Annotated in this window: 19 protein-coding genes and 1 other annotated feature; of the genes, 13 read left to right on the forward strand and 6 right to left on the reverse strand. The window is 44.2% G+C overall.

Translation table 11 applies throughout. The features are described 5' to 3' along the window. Positions 1-49: 49 nt before the first annotated feature. A complete protein-coding gene (locus B9Y93_RS05420; protein ID WP_085493296.1) occupies positions 50-1,450 on the forward strand; it encodes a cytochrome P450 in 1,401 nt (466 codons plus the stop codon). Positions 1,451-1,468: 18 nt separating this feature from the next. Here B9Y93_RS05420 and B9Y93_RS05425 read toward each other — a convergent pair whose 3' ends face one another. Next, positions 1,469-2,377 carry a multicopper oxidase family protein gene (locus tag B9Y93_RS05425; protein ID WP_085493297.1) on the reverse strand — a complete coding sequence of 303 codons (909 nt, stop codon included), beginning with the start codon at positions 2,375-2,377 and terminating at the stop codon, positions 1,469-1,471. A 305-nt stretch (positions 2,378-2,682) separates the two neighbouring features. Here B9Y93_RS05425 and B9Y93_RS05430 point away from each other — a divergent pair, with 305 nt between their 5' ends. The 5 genes from B9Y93_RS05430 to B9Y93_RS05450 are packed head-to-tail and all read left to right on the forward strand — an operon-like array spanning position 2,683 to position 10,081. Next, positions 2,683-3,570 (forward strand): GGDEF domain-containing protein, encoded by an 888-nt coding sequence (locus B9Y93_RS05430; RefSeq protein WP_176228854.1) that lies wholly within the window; start codon positions 2,683-2,685, stop codon positions 3,568-3,570. A gap of 20 nt (positions 3,571-3,590) precedes the next feature. Further along, the gene (locus B9Y93_RS05435; protein WP_169026947.1) at positions 3,591-4,493 is read left to right on the forward strand and encodes a response regulator; all 903 of its coding nucleotides are present in this window, start codon (positions 3,591-3,593) and stop codon (positions 4,491-4,493) included. Further along, the gene (locus B9Y93_RS05440) at positions 4,490-5,518 is read left to right on the forward strand and encodes a HEAT repeat domain-containing protein (protein WP_085493300.1); all 1,029 of its coding nucleotides are present in this window, start codon (positions 4,490-4,492) and stop codon (positions 5,516-5,518) included. Before B9Y93_RS05435 ends, B9Y93_RS05440 begins: the two co-directional genes overlap by 4 nt. Further along, a complete protein-coding gene (locus tag B9Y93_RS05445) occupies positions 5,478-6,902 on the forward strand; it encodes a glycosyltransferase family 2 protein (RefSeq protein WP_085493301.1) in 1,425 nt (474 codons plus the stop codon). Before B9Y93_RS05440 ends, B9Y93_RS05445 begins: the two co-directional genes overlap by 41 nt. Beyond that, entirely contained in the window at positions 6,899-10,081 is a 3,183-nt protein-coding gene (locus B9Y93_RS05450; protein ID WP_085493302.1) for a hypothetical protein, read from the forward strand. Before B9Y93_RS05445 ends, B9Y93_RS05450 begins: the two co-directional genes overlap by 4 nt. A 50-nt stretch (positions 10,082-10,131) precedes the next feature. On the opposite strand, the gene B9Y93_RS05455 is transcribed toward B9Y93_RS05450, so the two are convergent. After that, complete coding sequence (locus B9Y93_RS05455) at positions 10,132-11,256, reverse strand: response regulator (RefSeq protein ID WP_085493303.1); 1,125 nt, start codon at positions 11,254-11,256, stop codon at positions 10,132-10,134. A 283-nt stretch (positions 11,257-11,539) separates the two neighbouring features. On the opposite strand from B9Y93_RS05455, the gene B9Y93_RS05460 reads away from it, so the two are divergent. The 5 genes from B9Y93_RS05460 (at position 11,540) to B9Y93_RS05480 (ending at position 17,321) form a co-directional block, all read left to right on the forward strand. Continuing rightward, on the forward strand, positions 11,540-12,628 hold the full coding sequence (locus B9Y93_RS05460) for a GerAB/ArcD/ProY family transporter (protein WP_085493304.1): 1,089 nt from the start codon (positions 11,540-11,542) through the stop codon (positions 12,626-12,628). After that, positions 12,621-14,033 (forward strand): spore germination protein, encoded by a 1,413-nt coding sequence (locus B9Y93_RS05465; protein WP_085493305.1) that lies wholly within the window; start codon positions 12,621-12,623, stop codon positions 14,031-14,033. Before B9Y93_RS05460 ends, B9Y93_RS05465 begins: the two co-directional genes overlap by 8 nt. A gap of 26 nt (positions 14,034-14,059) precedes the next feature. Then, positions 14,060-15,208, forward strand: a complete 1,149-nt coding sequence (locus B9Y93_RS05470) for a Ger(x)C family spore germination protein (RefSeq protein WP_085493306.1) — start codon at positions 14,060-14,062, stop codon at positions 15,206-15,208. A gap of 80 nt (positions 15,209-15,288) precedes the next feature. Then, positions 15,289-15,544 (forward strand) — a binding site (T-box leader). Positions 15,545-15,623: 79 nt separating this feature from the next. Further along, positions 15,624-16,952 (forward strand): branched-chain amino acid transport system II carrier protein, encoded by a 1,329-nt coding sequence (brnQ, locus tag B9Y93_RS05475; RefSeq protein ID WP_085493307.1) that lies wholly within the window; start codon positions 15,624-15,626, stop codon positions 16,950-16,952. Between the two features lie 135 nt (positions 16,953-17,087). Continuing rightward, on the forward strand, positions 17,088-17,321 hold the full coding sequence (locus tag B9Y93_RS05480; protein ID WP_085493308.1) for a glycine zipper 2TM domain-containing protein: 234 nt from the start codon (positions 17,088-17,090) through the stop codon (positions 17,319-17,321). 163 nt (positions 17,322-17,484) lie between these two features. On the opposite strand, the gene B9Y93_RS05485 is transcribed toward B9Y93_RS05480, so the two are convergent. From B9Y93_RS05485 to B9Y93_RS05500, 4 genes are all read right to left on the reverse strand, one after another. Next, positions 17,485-17,703 carry a DUF3955 domain-containing protein gene (locus tag B9Y93_RS05485; protein ID WP_085493309.1) on the reverse strand — a complete coding sequence of 73 codons (219 nt, stop codon included), beginning with the start codon at positions 17,701-17,703 and terminating at the stop codon, positions 17,485-17,487. A gap of 27 nt (positions 17,704-17,730) precedes the next feature. Then, entirely contained in the window at positions 17,731-17,949 is a 219-nt protein-coding gene (locus tag B9Y93_RS05490; protein WP_085493310.1) for a helix-turn-helix domain-containing protein, read from the reverse strand. 10 nt (positions 17,950-17,959) lie between these two features. Then, a complete protein-coding gene (locus B9Y93_RS05495) occupies positions 17,960-18,442 on the reverse strand; it encodes a DUF2975 domain-containing protein (RefSeq protein ID WP_085493311.1) in 483 nt (160 codons plus the stop codon). 200 nt (positions 18,443-18,642) lie between these two features. Then, positions 18,643-19,902 (reverse strand): Glu/Leu/Phe/Val family dehydrogenase, encoded by a 1,260-nt coding sequence (locus B9Y93_RS05500; protein ID WP_085493312.1) that lies wholly within the window; start codon positions 19,900-19,902, stop codon positions 18,643-18,645. A gap of 623 nt (positions 19,903-20,525) precedes the next feature. On the opposite strand from B9Y93_RS05500, the gene B9Y93_RS05505 reads away from it, so the two are divergent. Both B9Y93_RS05505 and B9Y93_RS05510 read left to right on the forward strand, forming a co-directional pair. Beyond that, a complete protein-coding gene (locus B9Y93_RS05505) occupies positions 20,526-21,104 on the forward strand; it encodes a sigma-70 family RNA polymerase sigma factor (RefSeq protein ID WP_085493313.1) in 579 nt (192 codons plus the stop codon). Continuing rightward, a complete protein-coding gene (locus B9Y93_RS05510; RefSeq protein WP_085493314.1) occupies positions 21,094-22,089 on the forward strand; it encodes a hypothetical protein in 996 nt (331 codons plus the stop codon). Before B9Y93_RS05505 ends, B9Y93_RS05510 begins: the two co-directional genes overlap by 11 nt. Positions 22,090-22,100 lie beyond the last annotated feature (11 nt).

Consider the following 22,100-nt stretch of genomic DNA (forward strand, 5'->3'; position numbering starts at 1 on the left):
TGGGAATATGTGGTTGCATCTTGATCTTTAATTTAAGGAGGCAGTATATATGCCAGATGATCTTGCCGCCAATTCGACGAACTTCACGATACCAGGACCGCAAAGAACAACACTCAGCATGCTTCGTTTCTACCGCGCTCCATTGACTTTTCAGCAATGTATCCATCACGATTATGGGAATATCGTCGCAATAGGACAACGTAATAGACCACGTTATGTTTTTGCTTTTGGGCCTGAACTCAATCGTGAAATTTTGACAAGCTCAGACACATTTGAGATTAGCTCAGCACTTCTAAAAGTGCCTAAACATAATGAGCTTGGTCAGCTGTTTTATCATAATCTGTCCTTAATGAAAGGAGAACAGCATAAACAGCATCGCAGATTGATGCAGCCTGCCTTCCATCATCAACAGATCCGCTATTATGAGGCGAGTATATTGAATGAAACAAAGCATATTGCAAAAGAATGGGAGCACCGTTCCATTATAGATCTTAATCTAGAGATGAAAAATCTAACTCAACGCATCGCCATGAAAACGTTATTCGGACTGACAGACGAGAAGCAAATTGAAGCACTAGGCAAACATGTTCATCAACTTACACAATCCATTCTCTGGGTAACCTTAGTACCGATTTATTTTCCATTTACTCCTTACTGGAGAGCATTAAGACAAGCTAGAATCATTCAAACCATACTCAACTCTCTTATTGAGCACAAAAGAAAGGAAGTAAAAGCAACCGACGTGTTTGCATCTCTTGTTCAAGCACATGATGAAGACGGCACTGCGCTGACGGATTCAGAGCTTATAGGTCACGCCTTTACATTATTTGTCGCGGGTCATGAGACAACAGCGAACGCTTTATCTTGGACCATTTTTTTACTTCAACAACATCCCCAAGCCATGACCAGGGTGATAGAAGAAATCGACGGTCTGCAAACTGACGAAGATATTACAACCTATGTTCGTTCCACCTCAACCTTTCTGGAGCATGCGATAAAAGAAAGTCTTCGATTGCTTCCTCCAGCCAGTATTGGCGTTAGAGTAACTCATTCCGCCTGCCAACTATCGAATTATCATATTCCTGCCAATACCCAGATCTTCTACAGTCCATTTATTACACATCGGCTTCCCGAGCTCTATGAGGACCCGCATCGATTTAAGCCAGAGAGATGGGGTGGCATTAAGCCATCTCCATATGAATACATTCCTTTCAGTGCAGGTCCACATATGTGCATTGGCTGGAGCTTCGCCATGCATGAGATGAAAATCGTTCTTACCATTTTGCTTAAGCGGTATGCCTTTACCATTCAGCAGCAGACGCCCATTACTCCTAATCTTATGATGCGTCCAGTTAAAGGAATGCCCATGCGAATATCCCCTCAACGTTATTCGTTCAAACGAGTTTCGGTAAAAGGCACGATAAATCAACTCATTGATTGGAGCACGTAAAGATGTCCAGGTATCTCCTTATGATCCTGAGCATTGACGATATCTTACCGTCGTAAACATCCCGCCTGTTGGAGGTGTGAAGTTATTGGACATATGATGGGGCACATGGCAGTGAAAGGGCCAAATGCCGCAATTGTTTGCCACAAACTCGATGTCGTAGGTCTCTCCCGTCGCCACTAAGAGTGTATTTTTCTTGAGTCGCGCTGCTGCAGGAATAGGATTGCCGTCTGAGGCAGTAATGATGAATTGATGTCCATGCAGATGCATGGGATGAGCCATCATTCCGATGTTTCCAAGCCGTATTTTAATGCGTTCACCGGTATCCACTTCCATAGGAGTGGTAAAAGGAAAGCAGCGGCCATTCATGGTGAAAAAGTTTAAACGATCACTTAAGGGATCAATATCATAGATGCCTGGGTGAAGCTCTCCTTTAGGAAGATTCTTCACGTGGAACTCTTGAAGCATAAAGAAATAGTCCCGTTGGATGTATCCTTCGCAATCGGATGGATCTAATATGATGAATCCTCCACCAAGGCCCATCATCTCCTGAATAACGCTCTGAAAATGAGTATGATACATATGTGTTCCTGGTCCATTGGTAATACGAAATTGATAATCAAAATAATGGTGGGGATCGATTCGTGGAGAAGGCTCGATCTCAGGAACGCCATCCATGACATTAGGAACGTCAAGTCCATGCCAATGAACGCTTGTTGGTACTTCAAGGCGATTATAGACTCTTATGCAGACATCATCTCCAGGCTTGACCAGAATCGTGGGCCCGGGAATGGTGCCGTTATAACCCCATCCATGAATAAAGAGACCGGGCAAAATTTGCTGTCTTACAGGTTCAGCAACCAATTCGAAGTACTTGATGCCTTGGCGCAATACATAGGGCAGGGTTGGAACGTCCGGTGTTGTCACCATGTCATCGATAAACTCCTTTACATGATGGTTTATTTAACTGTATGCATCGGCGTTCGACTCTCATACTTGCATTTGTTCACAACAGAATGTCCAATTTGCGGCCTGATTCGTGGAATCGGGCTTTTTATTGATTTATGCTTGCCGTTCTGGGAGAGAATACCCATTAAAAGCAGTGAAATGAGCACATAACTCTGTCCGCCAAAGGGAGTTTAAGAGAAGTTTAAGAGCCCTTGATTAAGATGTATAAGTGGACATCGATCAAAAGCATGACTTATATACAAAAAAACGGTAGGAGCGGTAGTTCTATGGAACGACAGAATGACCAAATGACAAGCAAAGAAGATGTATTTACAGATGAGGAAAAGATCATTATCCATTCTGCCATTATTCAATCATCAGCGCTAGCAATCGTGAATTCAGAAGGCAACATACAACGAGCGAATCATGCTTTTCACAGCATGTTTAATCCTGCTTCAACAGGTGACGATCTGTGGCATATTGACAACATTATCGATGAATATGCTGCTCAGGACTTTTTCAATCTCGTTCGAGATGTCATAAGCATGGAGCACTGCTGGTCAGGACAGATTCGGCTAAGAAACACTCTGCATCAATCGTTTCATGCCTTCCTGCATATTAGCAAAGCCCCTGAGAAGGGTCTGTATGTCGTACAAGTGAATCCCGTAGATCACGTCAATGAGTATGAACGATTACGACTAATGGCTTATACCGATGAGTTGACCGGAATCCCCAATTTCCGCTGCTTTCATGAGCGAATGAAGCAATTGCTCGAAGGAAGAGATGCAGCACTTCATTTTGGCGTGCTCTTTATCGATATTGATCATTTTAAAGCATTGAATGATCGTTATGGGCATGTTGTTGGCGACAAGCTGCTTAAGGCATGCGTGTATAAACTGATGAAGAACATCTATCCGGATGGAGAAGTATTTCGCAAGAGTGGAGATGAATTCTTAATTATTGTTCAGCAGCCCGCTCAGATCGAGGGACTTATAGAGAGACTGTATGCGGCTTTTATGCAGCAAGTGTACGTCGATGGGGAAGGCATCCCGATGCAGGTCAGCATCGGAGCAAGCTTGTATCCAATTGATGGACAAGATACAGAAAGCCTCATTCATACAGCAGACGCTGCTATGTACCAAGCCAAAAGACAAAAAGAAATGCCTTCACCATAACAACTGGAAAGGGGATTATGATGAGCGTTATCGAGAACCGGGCAATTCCAATCCTTTCGGAGTCCGCAATCATCCCGATGTATAACCTATTGAAGGCGAATGTGGTTCGCAGCCGCTCTCCCTTCAGTGTCATCCTTATTACTATTCAGAAGTCGAGTCTTAAGAATCCAGCCATCGATGAAACGGCCAAGGAGTTTACAGCCTTATTGCAGCGCAAGCTGCGTCAGACAGACGCGCTCTTTTCTTTGGACCATAAGAATAAGATGGAATGGGGCATTATTTTAGCGCAGAGCGGGGAAGAAGAGGCTGGCGCTTTTCTGCAAAGGCTGCATGAAGAGGTTCATCTTGAGATGAATCAAGGAGATCGGACAATGGTTTCCTACGCAATAGGTGTGATGGAAGTCAGAAATAGCGGGGTGCCATGGCCCCTCCTGATTCAAGCCGGAAGACGTGCACTTCAGCAATCAAGCTTTCCTTCAGCCTGGCACATTGACTATGTGGGGGTTGCCAAGCAGCAAGAACGTGAAGCCGTGAAAGTAAGCATTATCGAAGATGACGAGATTGCCAGAGATATTCTAGAGACAACGATAATGCGAATGAAGGTTGACCATGTGAAACAGCAAGTAAGATCATTTCAGGATGGACTTGATTTTTTGCAATCCGATTGGTTTTATTCAAGCCATCCCCATATCATTCTGCTAAATGATATTCTACCGCGAAAAAACGGACTGGAAGTGCTTCATGCATTAAGAGCCATGCCGAACAACGGCAAGTTCTTCATATTCATGATGACGAAGCGGAATGCGGAGGAAGATATGATTCATGCCTATGAGTTAGGTGTAGATCAATATATCCCAAAGCCATTCAATCTTCGACTGTTAGAATCGCAAATGAAGCGGGTCTTCGTGAGGTTATGGTCATGATTAGCGTGAGACTAGATATCATTCTTCTGCTCATGCTGATTGTGGTTCTGCTATTAGTCAGCTTCAGCTTGTACCTGTTCTGGGAACGTGCCAAGCAGCTGCGGCATCAAGAGCGAGTTCAATATTATATCGAAGCGAACAAGCAGCAATGGTTCCTTATGCTCCATGATATCGAACCATTTTCAGAACAATGGATTCCTTGCAAGCAGCATGAGTACGATGCGATAGAAGAAATTTTCGTATCTTACATCCAAACCTTGTCTAATCCGAGCATTTGCAATAAGATCTATCAATTTGCCAATGACTATTTAGCGGATTACTATAGAGGCCGTCTAACGTCCCGCCATTGGAGCGTTCGCATGAACAGCCTTTATCGGGTATGTGACTTTCAGTTGCAATCTTTGCTTGAGCCCTGCAAGCAAATGCGGCAGCGAAGGATAACGAGGGAAGAGCATTATCAACTGCTCAAGGTGATCCTGATGTTTGAGGAGGAGCTATTCCTCGAAGATATGATTCGCTCGCCATACGAATTTGCAGCCTATGAATACAAGCAGCTTATGAGCTTGTTAAGTCAGGATACATTACAGGAAGCGATGATCCGTAGTGACGAACTGCTTCCAGAATGTCAATATGCGCTCGTTGATGTCATTGGTGCGAATAGAGAGCCGACGGACTACAGCTACTTGAAGGGTTTGCTTCAAAGCGAGGATCAGGAGCTTCGCATCCGGGCCTTAAAAGCGATCTACCAGCTTGGTGTAGCCATAGCCATAACGCCCTATCAATCCTTCTTGTCTTCAGAAGTGTGGGAGGAAAGATTGATGGTCGCGCAGCTTCTACAGCGTCTGCCTTATGAACAGGCTGCTGAACTATACAAGAAGCTCGCAGAGGATGATTCATGGCATGTTCGCGAACAAGCAAAAAGAGCGATCATCGAGCATGAGAATTCCATTCAAGACAATCAACCAAAGAAAGGATCCAATCGACATGAGCACCGTAATCCATCATCTTATGCTGTTCTTCGGTGAGCTTATCTTTGTTTATATGAGCTTCGTCATTATCGTATACAGTGTCATGTTAATTTTTGCCTTGTTGGAGTTAAGGAAGAATTATCGACTTAACAAGCAGCGAGTGGATGAGAACACCATCAGCGCACAATATGCGAGACCTGTCTCTCTTATCGTGCCTGTGCATAATGAAGAGGCGGGGGTTATCGATAGCGTGCATTCTCTGCTCAATCTGCGATACCCGCAGACCGAGATCCTCATCATTAACGATGGTTCCATTGATAACACGGTAAATCTTGTGGTTCAACAATTTCAGATGAGAGAGGTAGAGCGATCCGCACAAGCTGAACTGACGACAATGCCGATTCGAGCCATCTATCAATCCGTCATACATCCTCAGCTGTGGCTCATTGATAAAGAAAATGGTGGAAAGGCCGATGCTCTCAATACGGGAATCAACTTCTCAAAATATCCGTACTTCTGCTCGGTGGATGGGGACTCCATTCTAGATGAGCACTCATTATCAAGAGTGATGAAGCCAATCAATGATTCCAATGGCAAAGTTGCGGCAGTCGGCGGGAATATCCGCATCGTTAACGGTCTGGAGGTACAGTTTGGCACTGTAAAGCGAACATCACTTTCGGACCGTGCGCTTGTTGTCATGCAGATTATTGAATATCTTCGTGCTTTTTTAATGGGACGTATTGCTTTAAGCAAATGGAATCTGATCTTAATTATTTCAGGCGCATTCAGTGTCTTCTCCAAAAATCTGGTTATTGAGGCTGGAGGCTATAATCGTGATACCATCGGCGAAGATATGGAGCTCGTTGTGAAGCTGCATCGATTGATCAGAGAGCAATCGCTTAAGCAGCGGATTGAATTCGTGCCTGACCCGGTCTGTTGGACTGAAGCGCCTCAAACGCTTGGCATTCTTCGCAAGCAGCGGCGGCGCTGGCATCAAGGTCTTATTGAAAGCCTTTGGTCACACAAACGAATGACCTTGAATCCGAAGTACGGAATGATTGGAATGTTCTCATTTCCTTATTTTTGGTTAGTAGAGTGCATTGGTCCGCTCATAGAACTGGGCGGATATATATACGTCATTGTCGCCTTTTTTATGGGCGATATTTACTATGAATTTGCCATTATGTTGAGTTTATTGTTCATTTTATACGGTTCCTTATTCTCTGTGGCCTCCATTCTATTGGAAGCCTGGAGTTTGAATACCTATCCAAGAAGACGTGATGTGCTGCGCATGATGCTGCTATCGTTGACAGAGGTGGTATGGTACAAACCTTTAACACTTGTATGGCGATTGGAAGGCATGATCCACTTTCTGCTGCGCAGAAGGTCATGGGGGAATATGGAGCGCATAGGGCTGTCGAAGAAGGGATTAGTTAAATGAAACGAATGTATCTAATAGTCTCAGCTGTGATCATCGCCATTATTCTTCCTATCTTCCTATGGTATGCAGATGAAGAGAAGGGCATAAACATTGCCATTATTGATAAGACCGTTCCAAACGAATCCTACCGTGAGCATCAAGGAATTACATGGCTGCTCAATCATCTTAAAATCAAGACACAAGATGGCAAGCCTTTTGCGCCATCTCAGGACTATACTGGTTACGTCCCTGACGATCAAAACGAAACCTACTCGTTACGCAAGCTGCCTGAATCCTACTCAGATATCGATGTTATTTACATAGCAGATACATATGGGGTATATGAGGAGGATTTGCCTTGGATCGAGAAGGAGCGGGAAGGAGCACGCTCACAGAAGGTGTACGGCGGGCTGGAAGATCAAGAATGGACGCCAATCATGAATCGGTTGCAGCAAAAGGAGAAGAGCTTGCTTATTGCTGAATTCAATACCTTCGCTTCTCCCACTGATGCAAAGGTTAGAGAGAAGGTAACGGCATATCTCGGATTGGATTGGAAAGGCTGGACAGGCCGTTTTTTTGATGAGCTCAGTCCAGCTCAGAATCAAGAGATTCCTCAATGGATCGTGGAAGAGTACGGAGATGCGTGGCCTTATTCGGGACCTGGCTTTCTTCTTGTGAACGATCTTACTTACGAGATTGTAGTGCTTGAGGACAACAAGCATATAACAGAACATGGCATAAGCTTGACATTCACGGATGAAGGCGAGGCTCGCTTTGGTCTACACACCAGTCCGCAGTACAATTATTGGTTTGATATCGTTACGCCGGAATCTGGTGCTACGGTACTGGCGAATTATGAGTGGGCTCTAACGGATGCTGGAAGCAAGCTTCTTAAGGATAAAGGCATCCCTGAGCAATTCGCAGCGGTGCTGTCTACACGTCATGCTGCGGCAAGCAGCTACTACTTTGCTGGAGACTTTAACGATGTACGCAAGGTGCCTTCTCTCTATCAGATGAAGGGCTTGCCTTCGCTCTATCGGATTGCACAGACGTATTCGGATCAAGCCTTTTATTGGTCGACCTACATTCCCATGATGCAGTCCATCTTATCACAGTTCGAAGATGAGCCTGCTCAAGCAGTACCGAAGCGCAAGGAACAGTTAACCTATAATGCGCGTGTAGAGAACAATAGCTTTGAAGTGCTTGAGGACGGCATTTGGACACCCATCACGATCAAGGGCGTTAACATGGGAATGGCTAAACCAGGGGTGTTCCCGGGAGAGGCGGCTATTACAGAAGAAGAATACTACAGATGGCTTGAATATATTGGAGAGATGAACGCGAATACGATACGCATATATACGCTCCATCCACCTGGGTTCTACAATGCGCTTAAGAGATATAATGAGAGCCATGACAAGCCCATCTATGTGCTTCACGGGGTATGGATCAATGAGGAGTCGCTGGAAGAGACGTTGAATGCCTTTGAACCAGACAATCTGGCGTTGTTTCAGCAAGAGATGAGAACGATGGTTGATGTCATCCATGGCAACAGCTTAGTAGAAGCCAAGCCAGGGCATGCATCTGGTTATTATCAATCCGATGTATCACCTTATGTGGTCGGCTGGATTCTTGGCATCGAGTGGTATCCATTCATGGTTGAGCATACCAACAACATCCACGCCAATATCGGGGAATTCGAGGGCACCTATTTTGAAACCAAAGGCGCTAAGCCGTTCGAACACTGGCTCGCCCAACAGATGGATCATATCACAACATATGAGATGCAGCAGTATCATTCCATTCGTCCAATGAGCTTTACGAATTGGGTAACGACGGATATCTTAACCCATCCATCTGATTCAACTGGACAGGAAGATATCGTTAGTGTCGATCCCAATGTGATTTATACGAAGCGTGACATGAATGTGGTAAATCAATTTGCTTCCTATCATATTTATCCATATTATCCGGATTTCCTGAACTTTAATAAGCATTATTTAACGTATACCGATCATCGGGGAGAGAACAACAACTATGCGGCTTATCTGCACGAGCTTCACGCGGTTCATCGTCTGCCTATTTTAGTCGCGGAGTTTGGCGTGCCGGGTTCACGTGGGTTGACCCATGAGAATCCTTTTGGGCTGAACCAAGGCTTCTTATCAGAGCAAGAGCAAGGTGAGATACTGAAACGGTTGTATGAAGATATCATTCATGAGAATCTGCTCGGCGGATTGATATTTACATGGCAGGATGAGTGGTTCAAGCGGACATGGAATACAATGGATTATGACGATCCGAATCGTCGGCCATTCTGGTCCAATGCGCAGACGAATGAGCAGCAGTTCGGTCTTCTAAGCTTTGATCGCCATCAGATTAAAGTCGATGGAGATCCAGCGGAATGGTCATCCGCACCGTTATATAAGAAGGAAGATGGACCGCTTCGTGCGCTCTATATGGATCATGATGAACGGTATCTGTATATCCGCATTGATTATGATCCAATGCAGAAGGGCTACCCTGTCCTAATGCTGGATGTGGCACCTAATCAAGGCAATACTTGGGTTAAGGGCAAAGAAGGGCTCAGCTTTGAGGATGGCATCGACTTTTTAGGCGTGTTTCGCGAAAATGAAGCAAGGCTAACGGTGGATGCCTACTATGACTTTTACAATTACCAATATGGTCATAAGCTCGAACTCATCTCACCTAAAAATACAGTACGTAACAGCGGTGAGTTCACAAAGATCCTGTATGCCTTAAATAAGGAGTACTACTTGCCAGAGGAAGAACGCATTATTCCTTTCAGTGCCTATGAGACGGGAAAATGGATTAAAGGAAATGCCAATCCAGAAGCAAAGGATTACAACTCGCTTGTGGATTATTCTATAAGCAAGAATGGAGTCTTAGAGCTCCGTATTCCATGGCTCCTGATTCAAGCCAAAGATCCAAGCCAAAAAGAATTCATGGGTGATTTTTATAAGGAAGGGTCGGAAGCAAGCCTATTTGTAGAAGGAATCAAGGCAGGCGCTTGGTTTGAAGCTGAAAAAGGAGAGGTGATGGATGCATTGCCTGCAAGCGTAAACGGGAAGATCCCGCCACTTCAGACCTATACGTGGGACAATTGGGATGTACCTTTAACGAAAGAACGTTTGAAGCAGTCCTATGACATCGTGAAAGAGCTGTTCCTTCATTATAATTGATCAATAAACATAGAGATTCTCAGTAAGCAATTACATTGCCTCCGAGAATCTCATTGAGGTAAACAGAGCATATGATACAACTCTGTTAATTTTTCATCCGGTTCAAGATCAAAGTCGTGGGAGAGCATCCGTTCATACTCCTTATAGATCCGCAAGGCTTCTGATCGCTGTCCTTTCTTAACAAGATTCAGCATCATTTGCTGAATATTATGCTCTGAATAAGGCTGGTGCCTGTGCTGCAGCTGCAAATAATGATGTGCTCGATCAAGATCCAATCCCTGATAATAGTCGATAAGACGGTTAAATAGGGCAACAGCTTTATGGCGGTACACTTCAGACAGCGCATAAGCCCATTCATATCCATTAAGCTCAAGAACTCCCCCTGTATAAAGAGGGATCGCGGCTTCCAGAGCGTCTACTTTGTCAGGGGTCAGCGGAAGTGCCAGTTCATATGCTGCATCGATCTGATCGCAATCGCGCACAAGTCCTTCCATGGAGAAGATATAGCAGGAATCAACAAAGGTGATGCCATTGGCAAAGCCGTGTGCCTCAAGTGTTTTTCTAAGATGTGACAAGCAGGTATGGAAATGTATTTTTGCTTTTTTATAGTCATGCTCACCAAATAGAGCTTCAATCAGCACATCACGATGGATGGATGTATTTCTATGCATGACGAAGTATGCAAAGAGCTCTTTTACCTTTGCAGTCTTGAATGAGAGCAGGTGATCGCCATACCACGCTTGAAAATCATGAAACACAAGCACACGAAGTGTTTGCTCCCTAGAGCTAGATATATGATTCTCCACAACCAGACCTGCAGCGGGAAGCAAGCGAGACATCGTTTTTTCCAAGCGCTTTGAAGTTACGGGCTTCAACAAATAATCAATAGAATTTAGCTCAAAGGCTTCTACAGCGTACTCTGCATGCGCAGTAACAAACACAATGTGAAGCTTAGGCTGTACGGCAAGCAGCTTCTCCGCAAGCTCGATGCCGCTGATATCATACATCTCAATGTCTACAAAAGCGACATCTGCATCGAGAGAGGAAAGATCAACTAGAGCTTGATTCGGGTCCGTATAAGACGCGATACATTGAACCCCTTGAAATTTATGTATTTTCCGCTCCAACGATGTTAATGCAAGCTGCTCGTCATCAATAAGGATGGCTCGAATCATCTATTTTCACTACCTTTGCAATCAGCAAATAAATACTAAGATGAAAATATTAATGGATGGGACGTTAATATTTCTCAGATGAATCTACTTATAGTATATATAATAATACCGTAGTCGACAAAAGTCTCTAAAATCATACGTTATGTCATGAAAAACCCCTAAGGCGCAAATTGCTGCGACTTAGGGGTTCTTGCATGGTATATCCAACTTTTCGTGCATTATGAATAATTACCCTGAACCAACAGATACTATGCACATCATGCGAGAGGGGAAGGTGTAGGACATGAAATCAGGTTCGATCTCCATTTCGCAGTTTATCGCCATCTTGATGCTGAGTACGGGGCTAATGAACCATGTGATTATCATTCCGACCTTGCTTGATGCTGCAAAGCGTGATGCATGGCTGTCTGTACTCCTTACAGGAGTGATTATGATCCTGTGGGCGGCGCTGTTGTATGTTATCATTCGCAGGATAAATAAACAGCACCTCGTTCACTATTTGATGGAAAGAATTCCACCCATTGTGGTCTATGCATTAGTAGGTGTGATCTGCATTTACTTATTTCTTATCTTCAGTATTACGGTGAACGACACCATTAACTGGATCAAGCTGTCGTTCTCTCCGCGTATTCCAATATTCGTTCTTTCGCTATTATTAACGACGATATGCTGTATTAATGCTTTGTTAGGCGTCCAATCAATATCGAACATAGCGACCATTCTGCTTCCATTCGTCATCTTGTTGGGAATCTTTGCGGCATTGGCTACCGTTCCGCACAAAGATTACAGCCTCATCAAGCCTATTTTAGAGTATGGCATGCAACCGGTATGGAATGGTGTATTATATGCAGGAGCTGGGTTCAGTGAACTCGTCATGCTTTTGTTTATTCAGCACAAGATCAAATCAAAGATCTCTTATCCCATGCTCCTCCTGCTAATTTTCATTCTGGTAGGTTTAACTATTGGTCCGCTCATGGGCAGTATTGTAGAGTTCGGACCAGATCATGCTGCTAAGCTGAGATATCCCGCTTATGAGGAGTGGAGACTCATAACAATTGGCCATTATGTCGAACATTTGGATTTCCTCAGTATTTATCAATGGTTCAGTGGTGCTTTTATTCGAATCTCGTTAAGCCTGTTTATCATCTTGGAGATTCTATGCCTAAAGCATGCGAAACAGCGAATCATTGCACTTTCCATAATCTTGATCATGAATATCGTCCTGAATTTATTGCCTATCAGCAACATACTGTTTTTGTTTTTTATGAAACAGGTCCTTCCGATATTTTTTTATGGCGTTATCCTGTTCACTATTGTCTTGTCCCTGATAATTGCTCTACCAAAACGAGAACGAGGATTAGCAGATGATTAAGTCAAAGGAATCAGCACACTACGAATCCGCACTTCGAAAATGGTTCGGGTCAAGTACAGATATTCAATTTGTAGAGATCAATCTGACTTGCTTCAATCAGATTACTTATCCTGTGCTCATTATTTACTGCAAGGATCTATGTGACAGTGCGACCGTCCACCAGTTCATTATTCCATTGTTAAAAAAGACAGCGGAGGAATGCTCCCTGGAGACAACCGCAGATATTAAACAGCATATCCCATTCTACTTGGATCATATTGATGCAAAAGACCTTGAGGATAATGCCGTCAGTGCTGTACTTACAGGCAATGTGCTGCTCTATTTCAAGCATTTGAACAAAGCCTTCTTCTTTCCATTGGACAAACCGCCTACAAGGAATACGGAGGAGCCGAATACCGAGGTGTCCAATCGTGGACCTAGAGATGGGTTTACAGAAGAAGTGAGTACGAATATTGCGCTAATTCGTAAGCGACTTCGAGTAAAAAACTTAACCGTGGAAAATTATCGGGTGGGTGCCAACAACACGAAGGTGAGCCTTATCTATGTTGACAATGAAATCAAGCCCGAAGTGCTAAATGAAATCAAAACCAAGCTGGATCAGATAAATGTAAAGATGCTGATAAGCAGTACGCAGCTAGAAGAGCTGCTCGGCAAATTCTCTCTCTTTCCGTTGTTCACTTATACGGGACGCCCTGACTTTACGGCGAATGCATTAATGAAAGGTAAATTCGCCTTGCTGGTGGAGGGATCGCCGACGGCCATTATCGCTCCCGTCACGCTTAATTTTGTACTGAACAGCGCAGAAGATGCGCATATGCTCAATATATTCGTGGTATTTAATCGACTCATTCGCTTGTCTGCGATGATGATTTCGATCTTTTTGCCGGGATTTTGGATTACGTTGTTAACCTTTCATCAGGATCAACTTCCGTTTACGCTGCTGGCTACGCTCGTAACTTCAAGACAAGGCGTTCCGCTCCCGGTTCCCTTGGAAGCTCTGGTTATGCTGCTGCTATTTGAGATCTTCCGTGAAGCAGGGATGCGGCTTCCATCCGCATTTGGGCAAACCTTATCCGTTGTTGGCGGACTTATCATCGGGCAAGCAGCGATAAGCGCGGGATTATCAGCACCAGGGATCATTGTCATTATTGCGATATCCGTACTCGCTGCATTTACGATATCCAACCAGTCCCTGCTCGGCATCATCAGCATTATCCGAATGGTCGTTCTGATCATAAGCGGATTTTTGGGTTTGTTTGGATTCTTTATTTGCTTTCTGTCGCTCGTCATGTATTTGGTCAACATTCATTCTTTTGGAACCTATTATATAAGTCCGTTCTCCCCAGCTGCCTTAAAGAACATGAAGAAAGCATTTATCAGGTATCCGTGGGGCAAAAAGGATTAATGTAGACAAAAGGGGGTTGCTCTTGTATGCGGCTGTGCTCAAAATGGCTGGCAGCTATTTTGCTATTATCGACGCTTACAGGATGCTGGGGCGCTCGAGAGATCGAGCATATGGTCTATCCGAACACCTTCGGTGTAGATTATAAAGATAACAAAGTGTATGTGTATTTGCAGTTCATCAGCTTTAGCGGCGTTGCCAAGACGGAATCCGGTGAGAGCAATAAAGAAGAAACCTTCTATGTAGGCAAGGGTGAGGGTGGCAATCTGGACGAAGCGATCTTTAATCTCTACGCTTCCAGCCAACAGCGAATATCCTGGAGTCACTTGAAAAGTATTGTGATTACAGCTCCTGCCTTGAAGCAAGGCTTAATCGTGCAGTTGGTCGATCTATTCGATCGTTATTATGAATTCCGTTACACGCAGTGGATTATGGCTACCCATCAATCACTTGACGAAGTATTCAGCACGCCTTCCAATGTCGATATGTCTATTGTATATTCTCAGTTGAACAATCCCAAAGATTCCTACAGCCAAAGCTCATGGATAGCTCCATTGTACTTGCACCGGTTTATATGGATGAATAATGAAAAATCGTATACCGTGTTGCTACCGTTAATCAAAGTGGATAAGGATCGTTGGTATCGTAACGATACTGCTTCACCCAGGATCATTGTTGATGGAGTATGTGTGATGTACAATCGATCGTATACGGGAGATCTTAGGGGAGGCGCGATGCAGGGCATCCGCTGGATGGAGAAGAAAACCGAGAGAACGCCCCTAAATGTAGCATCAGAGGGAAAAGACCTCGGAATGCTCGTAGTTGAGAATCTAAAGAACGAGGTCAAATCAATAATAGAAGATCATAAACCGTATTTTGATGTCTATATCACAGGCGAAGCGAATATTCCGTTCCTGCTACAGACCACGTCCGAACATAAGTTCAAAGAAGCGGCTGAACACGAAATAGCGAGGCAGGTAAAAGAAAGTTATGCTGCAGGAGTTGATATCGGAGGGGATGTACTGCACTTGGCCGATAATCTCTTGCGGGAAAAACCTGAAGAGTGGCATAGACTCAAACGGACCAGAGAGTTTCCATTAGAATCAGACAGCCTGCGATCCGTGCACGTCAATATTCGGATTAAGAGTGCAGGCATATCCAAGATGCGGATTCACTGAGGATATAAGCTGCATTGTAAAATTTAGTGTATTGACTTCCTCGACTCATAAAGTAAAATTAGGTACAAACTTCTACGTCATTAACTTCAAGGACAAGAACAAGTAAGTCATGCGATGCGATCCACAGAGAGTTGGCGAGAGCTGTGAGCCAATGTTCGGCGCATGATTGAACTCCTCTTCGAGAAGCTCAGCTGAACCGGAAGTAAGCTGAGACGGTTTTCCACCGTTATTTGGAAATCACGTCTTCATCACGTGAGCAGAGCGCATAATGCCTCAGCACAATTCCTGAGCGCTTTATGAACATGGGTGGTATCGCGGAATTAATCCGTCCCTTACGAGGGGCGGTTTTTTTGTTTGTTCGTCCTTGAATGATACAACAGGAGCTTACAGACGATATACACAAAGGGGGACAACCATGCAGTCATTAGCTAAAAATCATACTTTCTTTATTGGTCTTATGTTATTTTCGCTGTTCTTTGGAGCGGGTAATCTTATCTTTCCTCCCATCTTAGGTCAGCAGTCAGGGGAACAGTTTCTCATTGCGATGTTTGGATTTATTCTGACAGGCGTAGGCCTTCCGCTGCTCACGATTATTACGATCGGACTCACGGGCAAAGATATGGAGCAATTAGCCCAGCATGTCCATCCCAAGTTCGGGGTCATCTTTGCAGTAACCGTGTATATCCTTATTGGACCTTCTATGGCAATCCCACGAGTGGCAAATGTAGCCTTTGAGATGGGAGCAAGATCCTTCTTTCCCGATTCGATGCAATCTGATCCATGGGTGTTGTTTCTATATTCGCTGCTGTTCTTCAGTGTCGTCTTCTTTTTGTGCTTGAATCCATCAAAGCTAGTGGTGTGGATCGGCAATATCTTAACACCACTGCTGCTGCTATCTATTGTAGGGCTTTTCATCTCAGCGCTGCTATTTCCACTTGGAAGTGCTCAGGAGCCTATTAATCAATACGCAACGTCTCCAGGGTTCAAAGGCTTCATGGAAGGCTATCTGACGATGGATACGATTGCAGCATTAGCCTTTGGCTTAATCGTCATTAATGCAATTAAAGATAAGGGAGTTCATGATAAGCGATCCATTGCCAAAGCAGTCGTTCAAGCCGGAATCATCGCTGGAATTGGCTTAACATTTGTATATGCGGCATTAGGCTATATTGGCGTAACCAGCGTTGAGAGTCTCGGATATGCAGAAAATGGCGGACAATTGCTCATCTTGGCTGTTCAGCAGCTCTTTGGTCCTTCAGGCTTATGGCTGCTGTCCATTATCGTAAGCTTAGCTTGCTTGACTACATGCATCGGACTAGTTTCTGCATGCAGCCAATACTTCTGCAAGCTGCTGCCCAAGATTCCATTTCAATGGATGTCATTGGCTATTTGCTTTATTGGACTGCTAGTGGCTAATTTAGGGCTGAACCGGATTATCTCTGTATCAGTTCCTGTACTGCTTGTCATTTATCCAGTCGCGATTGTACTCATCGTACTTTCATTAGGCCATAAGGTAGTGGGAGATCGCTCAAGCGTATTTATCGGTGCTTTAATTGGCACCGTGTTGATCAGCCTCTTCGATGGCTTAAAAGCAGCAGGCGTATCGATTGATGCTGTAAAACCAATTCTTGAATGTCTTCCATTATATAAGGAAGGTATAGGATGGGTGGTGCCTGCCGTGATTGGCGGATGTCTAGGTTTCATTTTAGGAAGTGGAAAAGACAAACGTTCGAATCCAGTATAATGGTCTGCTGAATCGAATAATACGCCATATCGTTATCCCTCCAATAGAATCATTTTCTTCTAAGCAGGGCAAATTAAGTGTTGGATCACGTTACTGAAGAAGGCGAGATCCAATTTAACATAAGGAGTGATTACGATGGCAAATAAGCACGAGGACAACCAACATCAAAACAATGCTGCAGAGCGTGATGCAGCAAGCATGGGAGACACTGGTACTGGTGAAACAGTAGGTACAGTAGGCGGCGGAGTAGCTGGAGCTGTTGTCGGTTCAGCATTTGGCCCAATCGGAACTGTTGTAGGCGGCATGGCGGGCGCAGCACTCGGTAATAAAGCTGGCGAAGAGGTAACTGAAGAAGACTCTGAAGCTTAATGTTTGCAGGTGATGTCTCTGGTATGATATCCGTACTACCTATAAAAGATTGGTAGTAAGGATTCTCAAATACCAGAGGTGACAAATCGCGCATACTCCCAATTCCTTCGAGGTCAGGACTTGGGAGTATGTCATAAGAATCGCATTATAGCAGGGTGGGTAGTCAATTTCGCGGTCTAAACTTCTTCATCATCGTTTGCACACCGATAATCAACAGTGAGATGATGCCAGCGAAAAAGAGCAGATAACCAATCGGAACTAAAAAGAATGGTTCAACTAATGTTCCGTCTTCAGCAACATAAGAGCCGATAAAGCTGAAAATAATAAAGCATAGCACACCTAATAAGATTGGAAGTGTGGCAAACATGTATTTTTTCTTCATCGTGCGATCTCCTTTTAAAATCCCAAGTTAGATCCCTTCATCATCTTGCTTATATTCTAAAATGTCCCCGGGTTGACATTGTAAAACCTCACATATTTTCTCCAAGGTGGAGAACTTAATCGCCTTTGCCTTGCCATTCTTCAGTATAGATACATTCGCCATTGTAATGCCGATTCTCTCAGATAGCTCGGTTACACTCATCTTGCGCTTGGCTAGCATGATATCCAGATTTACGATAATTGACATGATTTCTACCTCAGATCGTTAATTCATTTTCCTGCTTCAATTCACTCGCATTTCGCACAAGGTGGGAGAGCATCGATGTAAATACCGCAATGGTAATCGCAAAAAATAAGATCAGCAGCATGGCAATAACGGCATTAACGGCATAGCTGCCTGCAGTAAAGAAATACACTAGTGCCCCAATATACAGCACGCCTTCCATCATTGCATGGAAGCTGATCCACTTTAGACGATTCGCATTGGGCAGCGTGAATGCATCGCCAACGTAGATATCGGAGCAGATCTGCCAGCCTAGTCGTAATGAGATAAAAAACGGCATCCCTGTAACCCAAATAAAAGTAAGAAAAGGTGTATATAAGCTCGAAAGGCTTTCATCAGCATCCAATAGAATGGCCTTCGCGGTCTCGGGAGCAATATAAATACAGAACAATCCTCCAAATATTCCACAGCACACCATAATCAGCTTAAGCCACACGGCTAACTCTCTTTGCTTCATTCGTTAACCTCCTAAATCAGTTACACCTAGAATACGGGTTTATATCATGCATGTCAATAATTATTTATCGTAATACAATAAATATATCTTGTTTCATAAAAAAATCCCCTAACTTCCTATACGAAGGAGGTTAGGGGATTGTAGAGTTTATCTGTAACGCGTCAATGAAATTTGTTCGTCGAACTTAATCTGATTGGATATTATACCCAACCGCGTGCCTGCATCGCTGCGGTAACACGCTGAAGGGAAATCATGTAAGCAGCCGTACGTAGGTTCGTATCGTACTCATTTGCCAAGGTGCGAACCGCATCGTAGGATTTAACCATAATGACTTCAAGCTTCTCCAGTACTTCTTCTTCCGACCAATAGTAGTTCATCAAGTTCTGTACCCACTCGAAATACGAGACTGTTACGCCGCCTGCATTAGCAAGAATATCAGGGATAACGATGGTACCCTTCGCGTTAAGAATCTCGTCAGCCTCAGGTGTTGTTGGACCGTTTGCTGCTTCAGCAATGATTTTAGCCTTAATGTTCGGCGCATTTTCTTTCGTAATCACATTTTCCAGCGCAGCCGGAATCAAAATATCAACATCGAGCTCAAGCAGCTGCTCATTTGTAAGCACATACTCGGAGCCATAATCTGCGATGGAAGCCGTATCTTTAAGCTGCTCGACACGATCGATATCAAGACCGTTCGGATCGTAGATGCCGCCTCTAGAATCGCTCACTGCTACAATAGTCGCCCCGAGATCGCTCAGTAGACGAGCTGCAATTCGTCCTGCGTTGCCGTAGCCTTGCACAGCAACCTTGGCTTTTTCCATTGGGAGACCAATATCCTTGAGCGCACACTGGATGGTGTACACACAGCCTTGAGCTGTTGCGTTGCCGCGGCCTTGTGATCCGCCAATGATAATCGGCTTGCCTGTAATGACACCAGGCGTATTATGTCCACGCAATTTGCTGTAAGTGTCCATCATCCATCCCATGATTTGAGGCGTCGTATATACATCCGGCGCCGGAATATCACGCTCTGGGCCGACAATGTCAGCAATAGCTTCCATAAATGCGCGGCTTAAGCGCTCTAACTCCGAGGTGCTGAGCTCACGCGGATCACAGATGACGCCGCCTTTACCGCCGCCATATGGCAAGCTTACTACGCCGCACTTAAAGGTCATCCACATGGACAGGGCCTTAACTTCATCCAGCGTAACACCTGGATGGAAACGAATGCCGCCTTTGGTGGGACCAACAGCATCATTATGCTGCGAACGGAATCCTTCAAAGACGCGTACCGTGCCATCGTCCATCTTCACTGGGAAGCTAACGGACAAGACGCGCTTAGGTTTCTTAAGAAGTTCTGTTATGTGTGGTGCGAGTCCCAGCTTAGCTGCAGCTGCATCCACTTGACGTTGTGCAATCAGATAAGGGTTTAGCTCTTCTTTTTCAATTGTGTGGTTCAATGTGCATCACCTGTCCTAACCTTTTTTTGTTAAAACACTTTTCATGTATTATAAAGGCTAACTTGCACAATTTAAATGATATTTTGTATAAATTCATTGAATCGTGCTGATAAATAATTTTGTTGCCGAACATAAAAGCACTTTATCTGTAAAATACTTCGTGTTTATTGGGTTGCCTGATAATATGCACGGCATACCATCAACTAGACAGTGAATGTAGCGGGTACGGCTTGTCATAGACCAGATATTAACATTAGTTTGGTAATAGAAAATGTGATAACCCCTTGAAACGTTAACCATCTTTCGATAGAATCTTCATACGATGATTTGTAGATATTGACATCTCCTAATCGCATCTTGTTCGTTAGTAATATTCCCAAAGAATGTCCAGCGCACTTGATGTAGCCGAGATATCATCAATCGATTCGCACCAATAATTAACTAAGCCATTATTTCAGTCGATTCTCGAACAAGTGTTGTCGGACCATTCCAGATAAAGTAAAAACCGTACAATCCGTCCTCATAGGTTGATTCCAGGGGACGGATCTTTTTATGCAATCTTAGTGAACCTAAAATAAAGTCAGAGCCAATATCTCATGTAACCCTGATTGGAGGCCGGCTACATGAAGGAGATCAATCTGAACCCAATCATCGCCCGGGTGATGGATGGGGACAACGATGCGTTTCAGGAGCTTTATTGCGTCACGAAAGATGATGCGTATCGATTAATCGTATACTTGGCATCAAATAAACAAGATGCCTCGGACATTATGAGTGAAGTATACCTTGAATTATATCGAGTCATTAGGAGGTATGATCATAATCAATCCTTTTCTTCCTGGCTGAATGGCATTATTATTCGTCAGGTTCGCAATTGGAAGCGAAAGGGCTGGCGAAGATTGCGCTTGCAAGATCGAGTAAAGCAATACTGCATGGAAGATGCGCACTACGACCTGGACAATCATCTTTATAACCTCTATGCGAAGGAAATAGTCCTCCCTGCAGTTGAACAACTATCTCATAAGCTTAAGGAGGTTATTGTACTCCGATATGCTCGTGATTGCTCTATCGAGGAGATTGCCATGATTCTTAATATCCCAGTTGGAACTGTCAAGTCACGTCATCATCTTGCATTGAAGCAGCTTCGCAGCCATATGGACAAGCAGGCGGGAAAGAAGGGGGCAACAACCTATGTCCATTGAAGAAATCTTGAAGCAGCAATACGACCAAATGACAAGCAAGTTGTCAGCACCTCCTGATTTGGACGCCCATGTGATTGCTCTTATCGCTGCTGAAGCGAACAAAGAGAGGGGAAGCCACCTTATGAAACGGACATTTGGAGCTCGTCGCAATCTCAGACTGATAGTTGGCATTATGATGATTGCTCTTTTGCTGTCTGGTTTTGGATTTACGGCTCAAAAGCTGCTTTTTCACAAGGAGCAGGGGATGATCCAGACCGAAGTATGGACGACGTCAGATCTCAGCCTAGACGAGACATTAAAAACGAACATTCAGGAATCATTAGATGCAGTTAAACGTCAACTTCAGGCAGACGAACAAGCGATTGTGTATATTGCTGCTTTGGAAAATTCTAAGCACCCCTTGTACAAGCAAAATCCATTGTTGAGCGTATCGAAGCGGAGCGTCATTGCTGACTTGGAGGCTTGGAAGAATACGATTCATGCTGCAGGGATACGAGAATCGATCGCTAATCAGCTTGATGATCAATTTTACTTTCAAGGAGGAAAAGAAGAACCTGCTTTTGGAGGCATGCTGTCAGCCGTTGATCTGGATCAGCTTGGGAGCTTAAGGGATGAAGCTCTTAAAGAAAATAAGAACTACGCCTGGATGCTTCGTCATCCTGACGAAGATCTGCCAATGGACATCTACACGACCATTTACACGAATGGAAGCGGCGAACACATTTATGTTCAAATGGATCATAGCAAAGAAAAGGTGAAGCTTAAGCTGACTTCTCCTGATCACATTATTCATGATCGCCTTGACATTAATGGGGTTGAAGCTCTCTATATGGAACAAGAAGGGTTCCTATTCAGCACGACAGGAATAATTCGAGAGCTGTCTTGGATGCCTGAGGACTTAGACTCAGTTCTCATCCGAGTGCTTACGGATTCGAAAAGCATATCGAAAGATCAGCTTATCCGAGCGGCTCATTCTTTGCAATAAATCGGCAGTGA

Origin of the sequence: Paenibacillus aquistagni (assembly GCF_900177815.1) — a bacterium.
In the GTDB taxonomy this organism is placed as follows: domain Bacteria; phylum Bacillota; class Bacilli; order Paenibacillales; family Paenibacillaceae; genus Paenibacillus_B; species Paenibacillus_B aquistagni.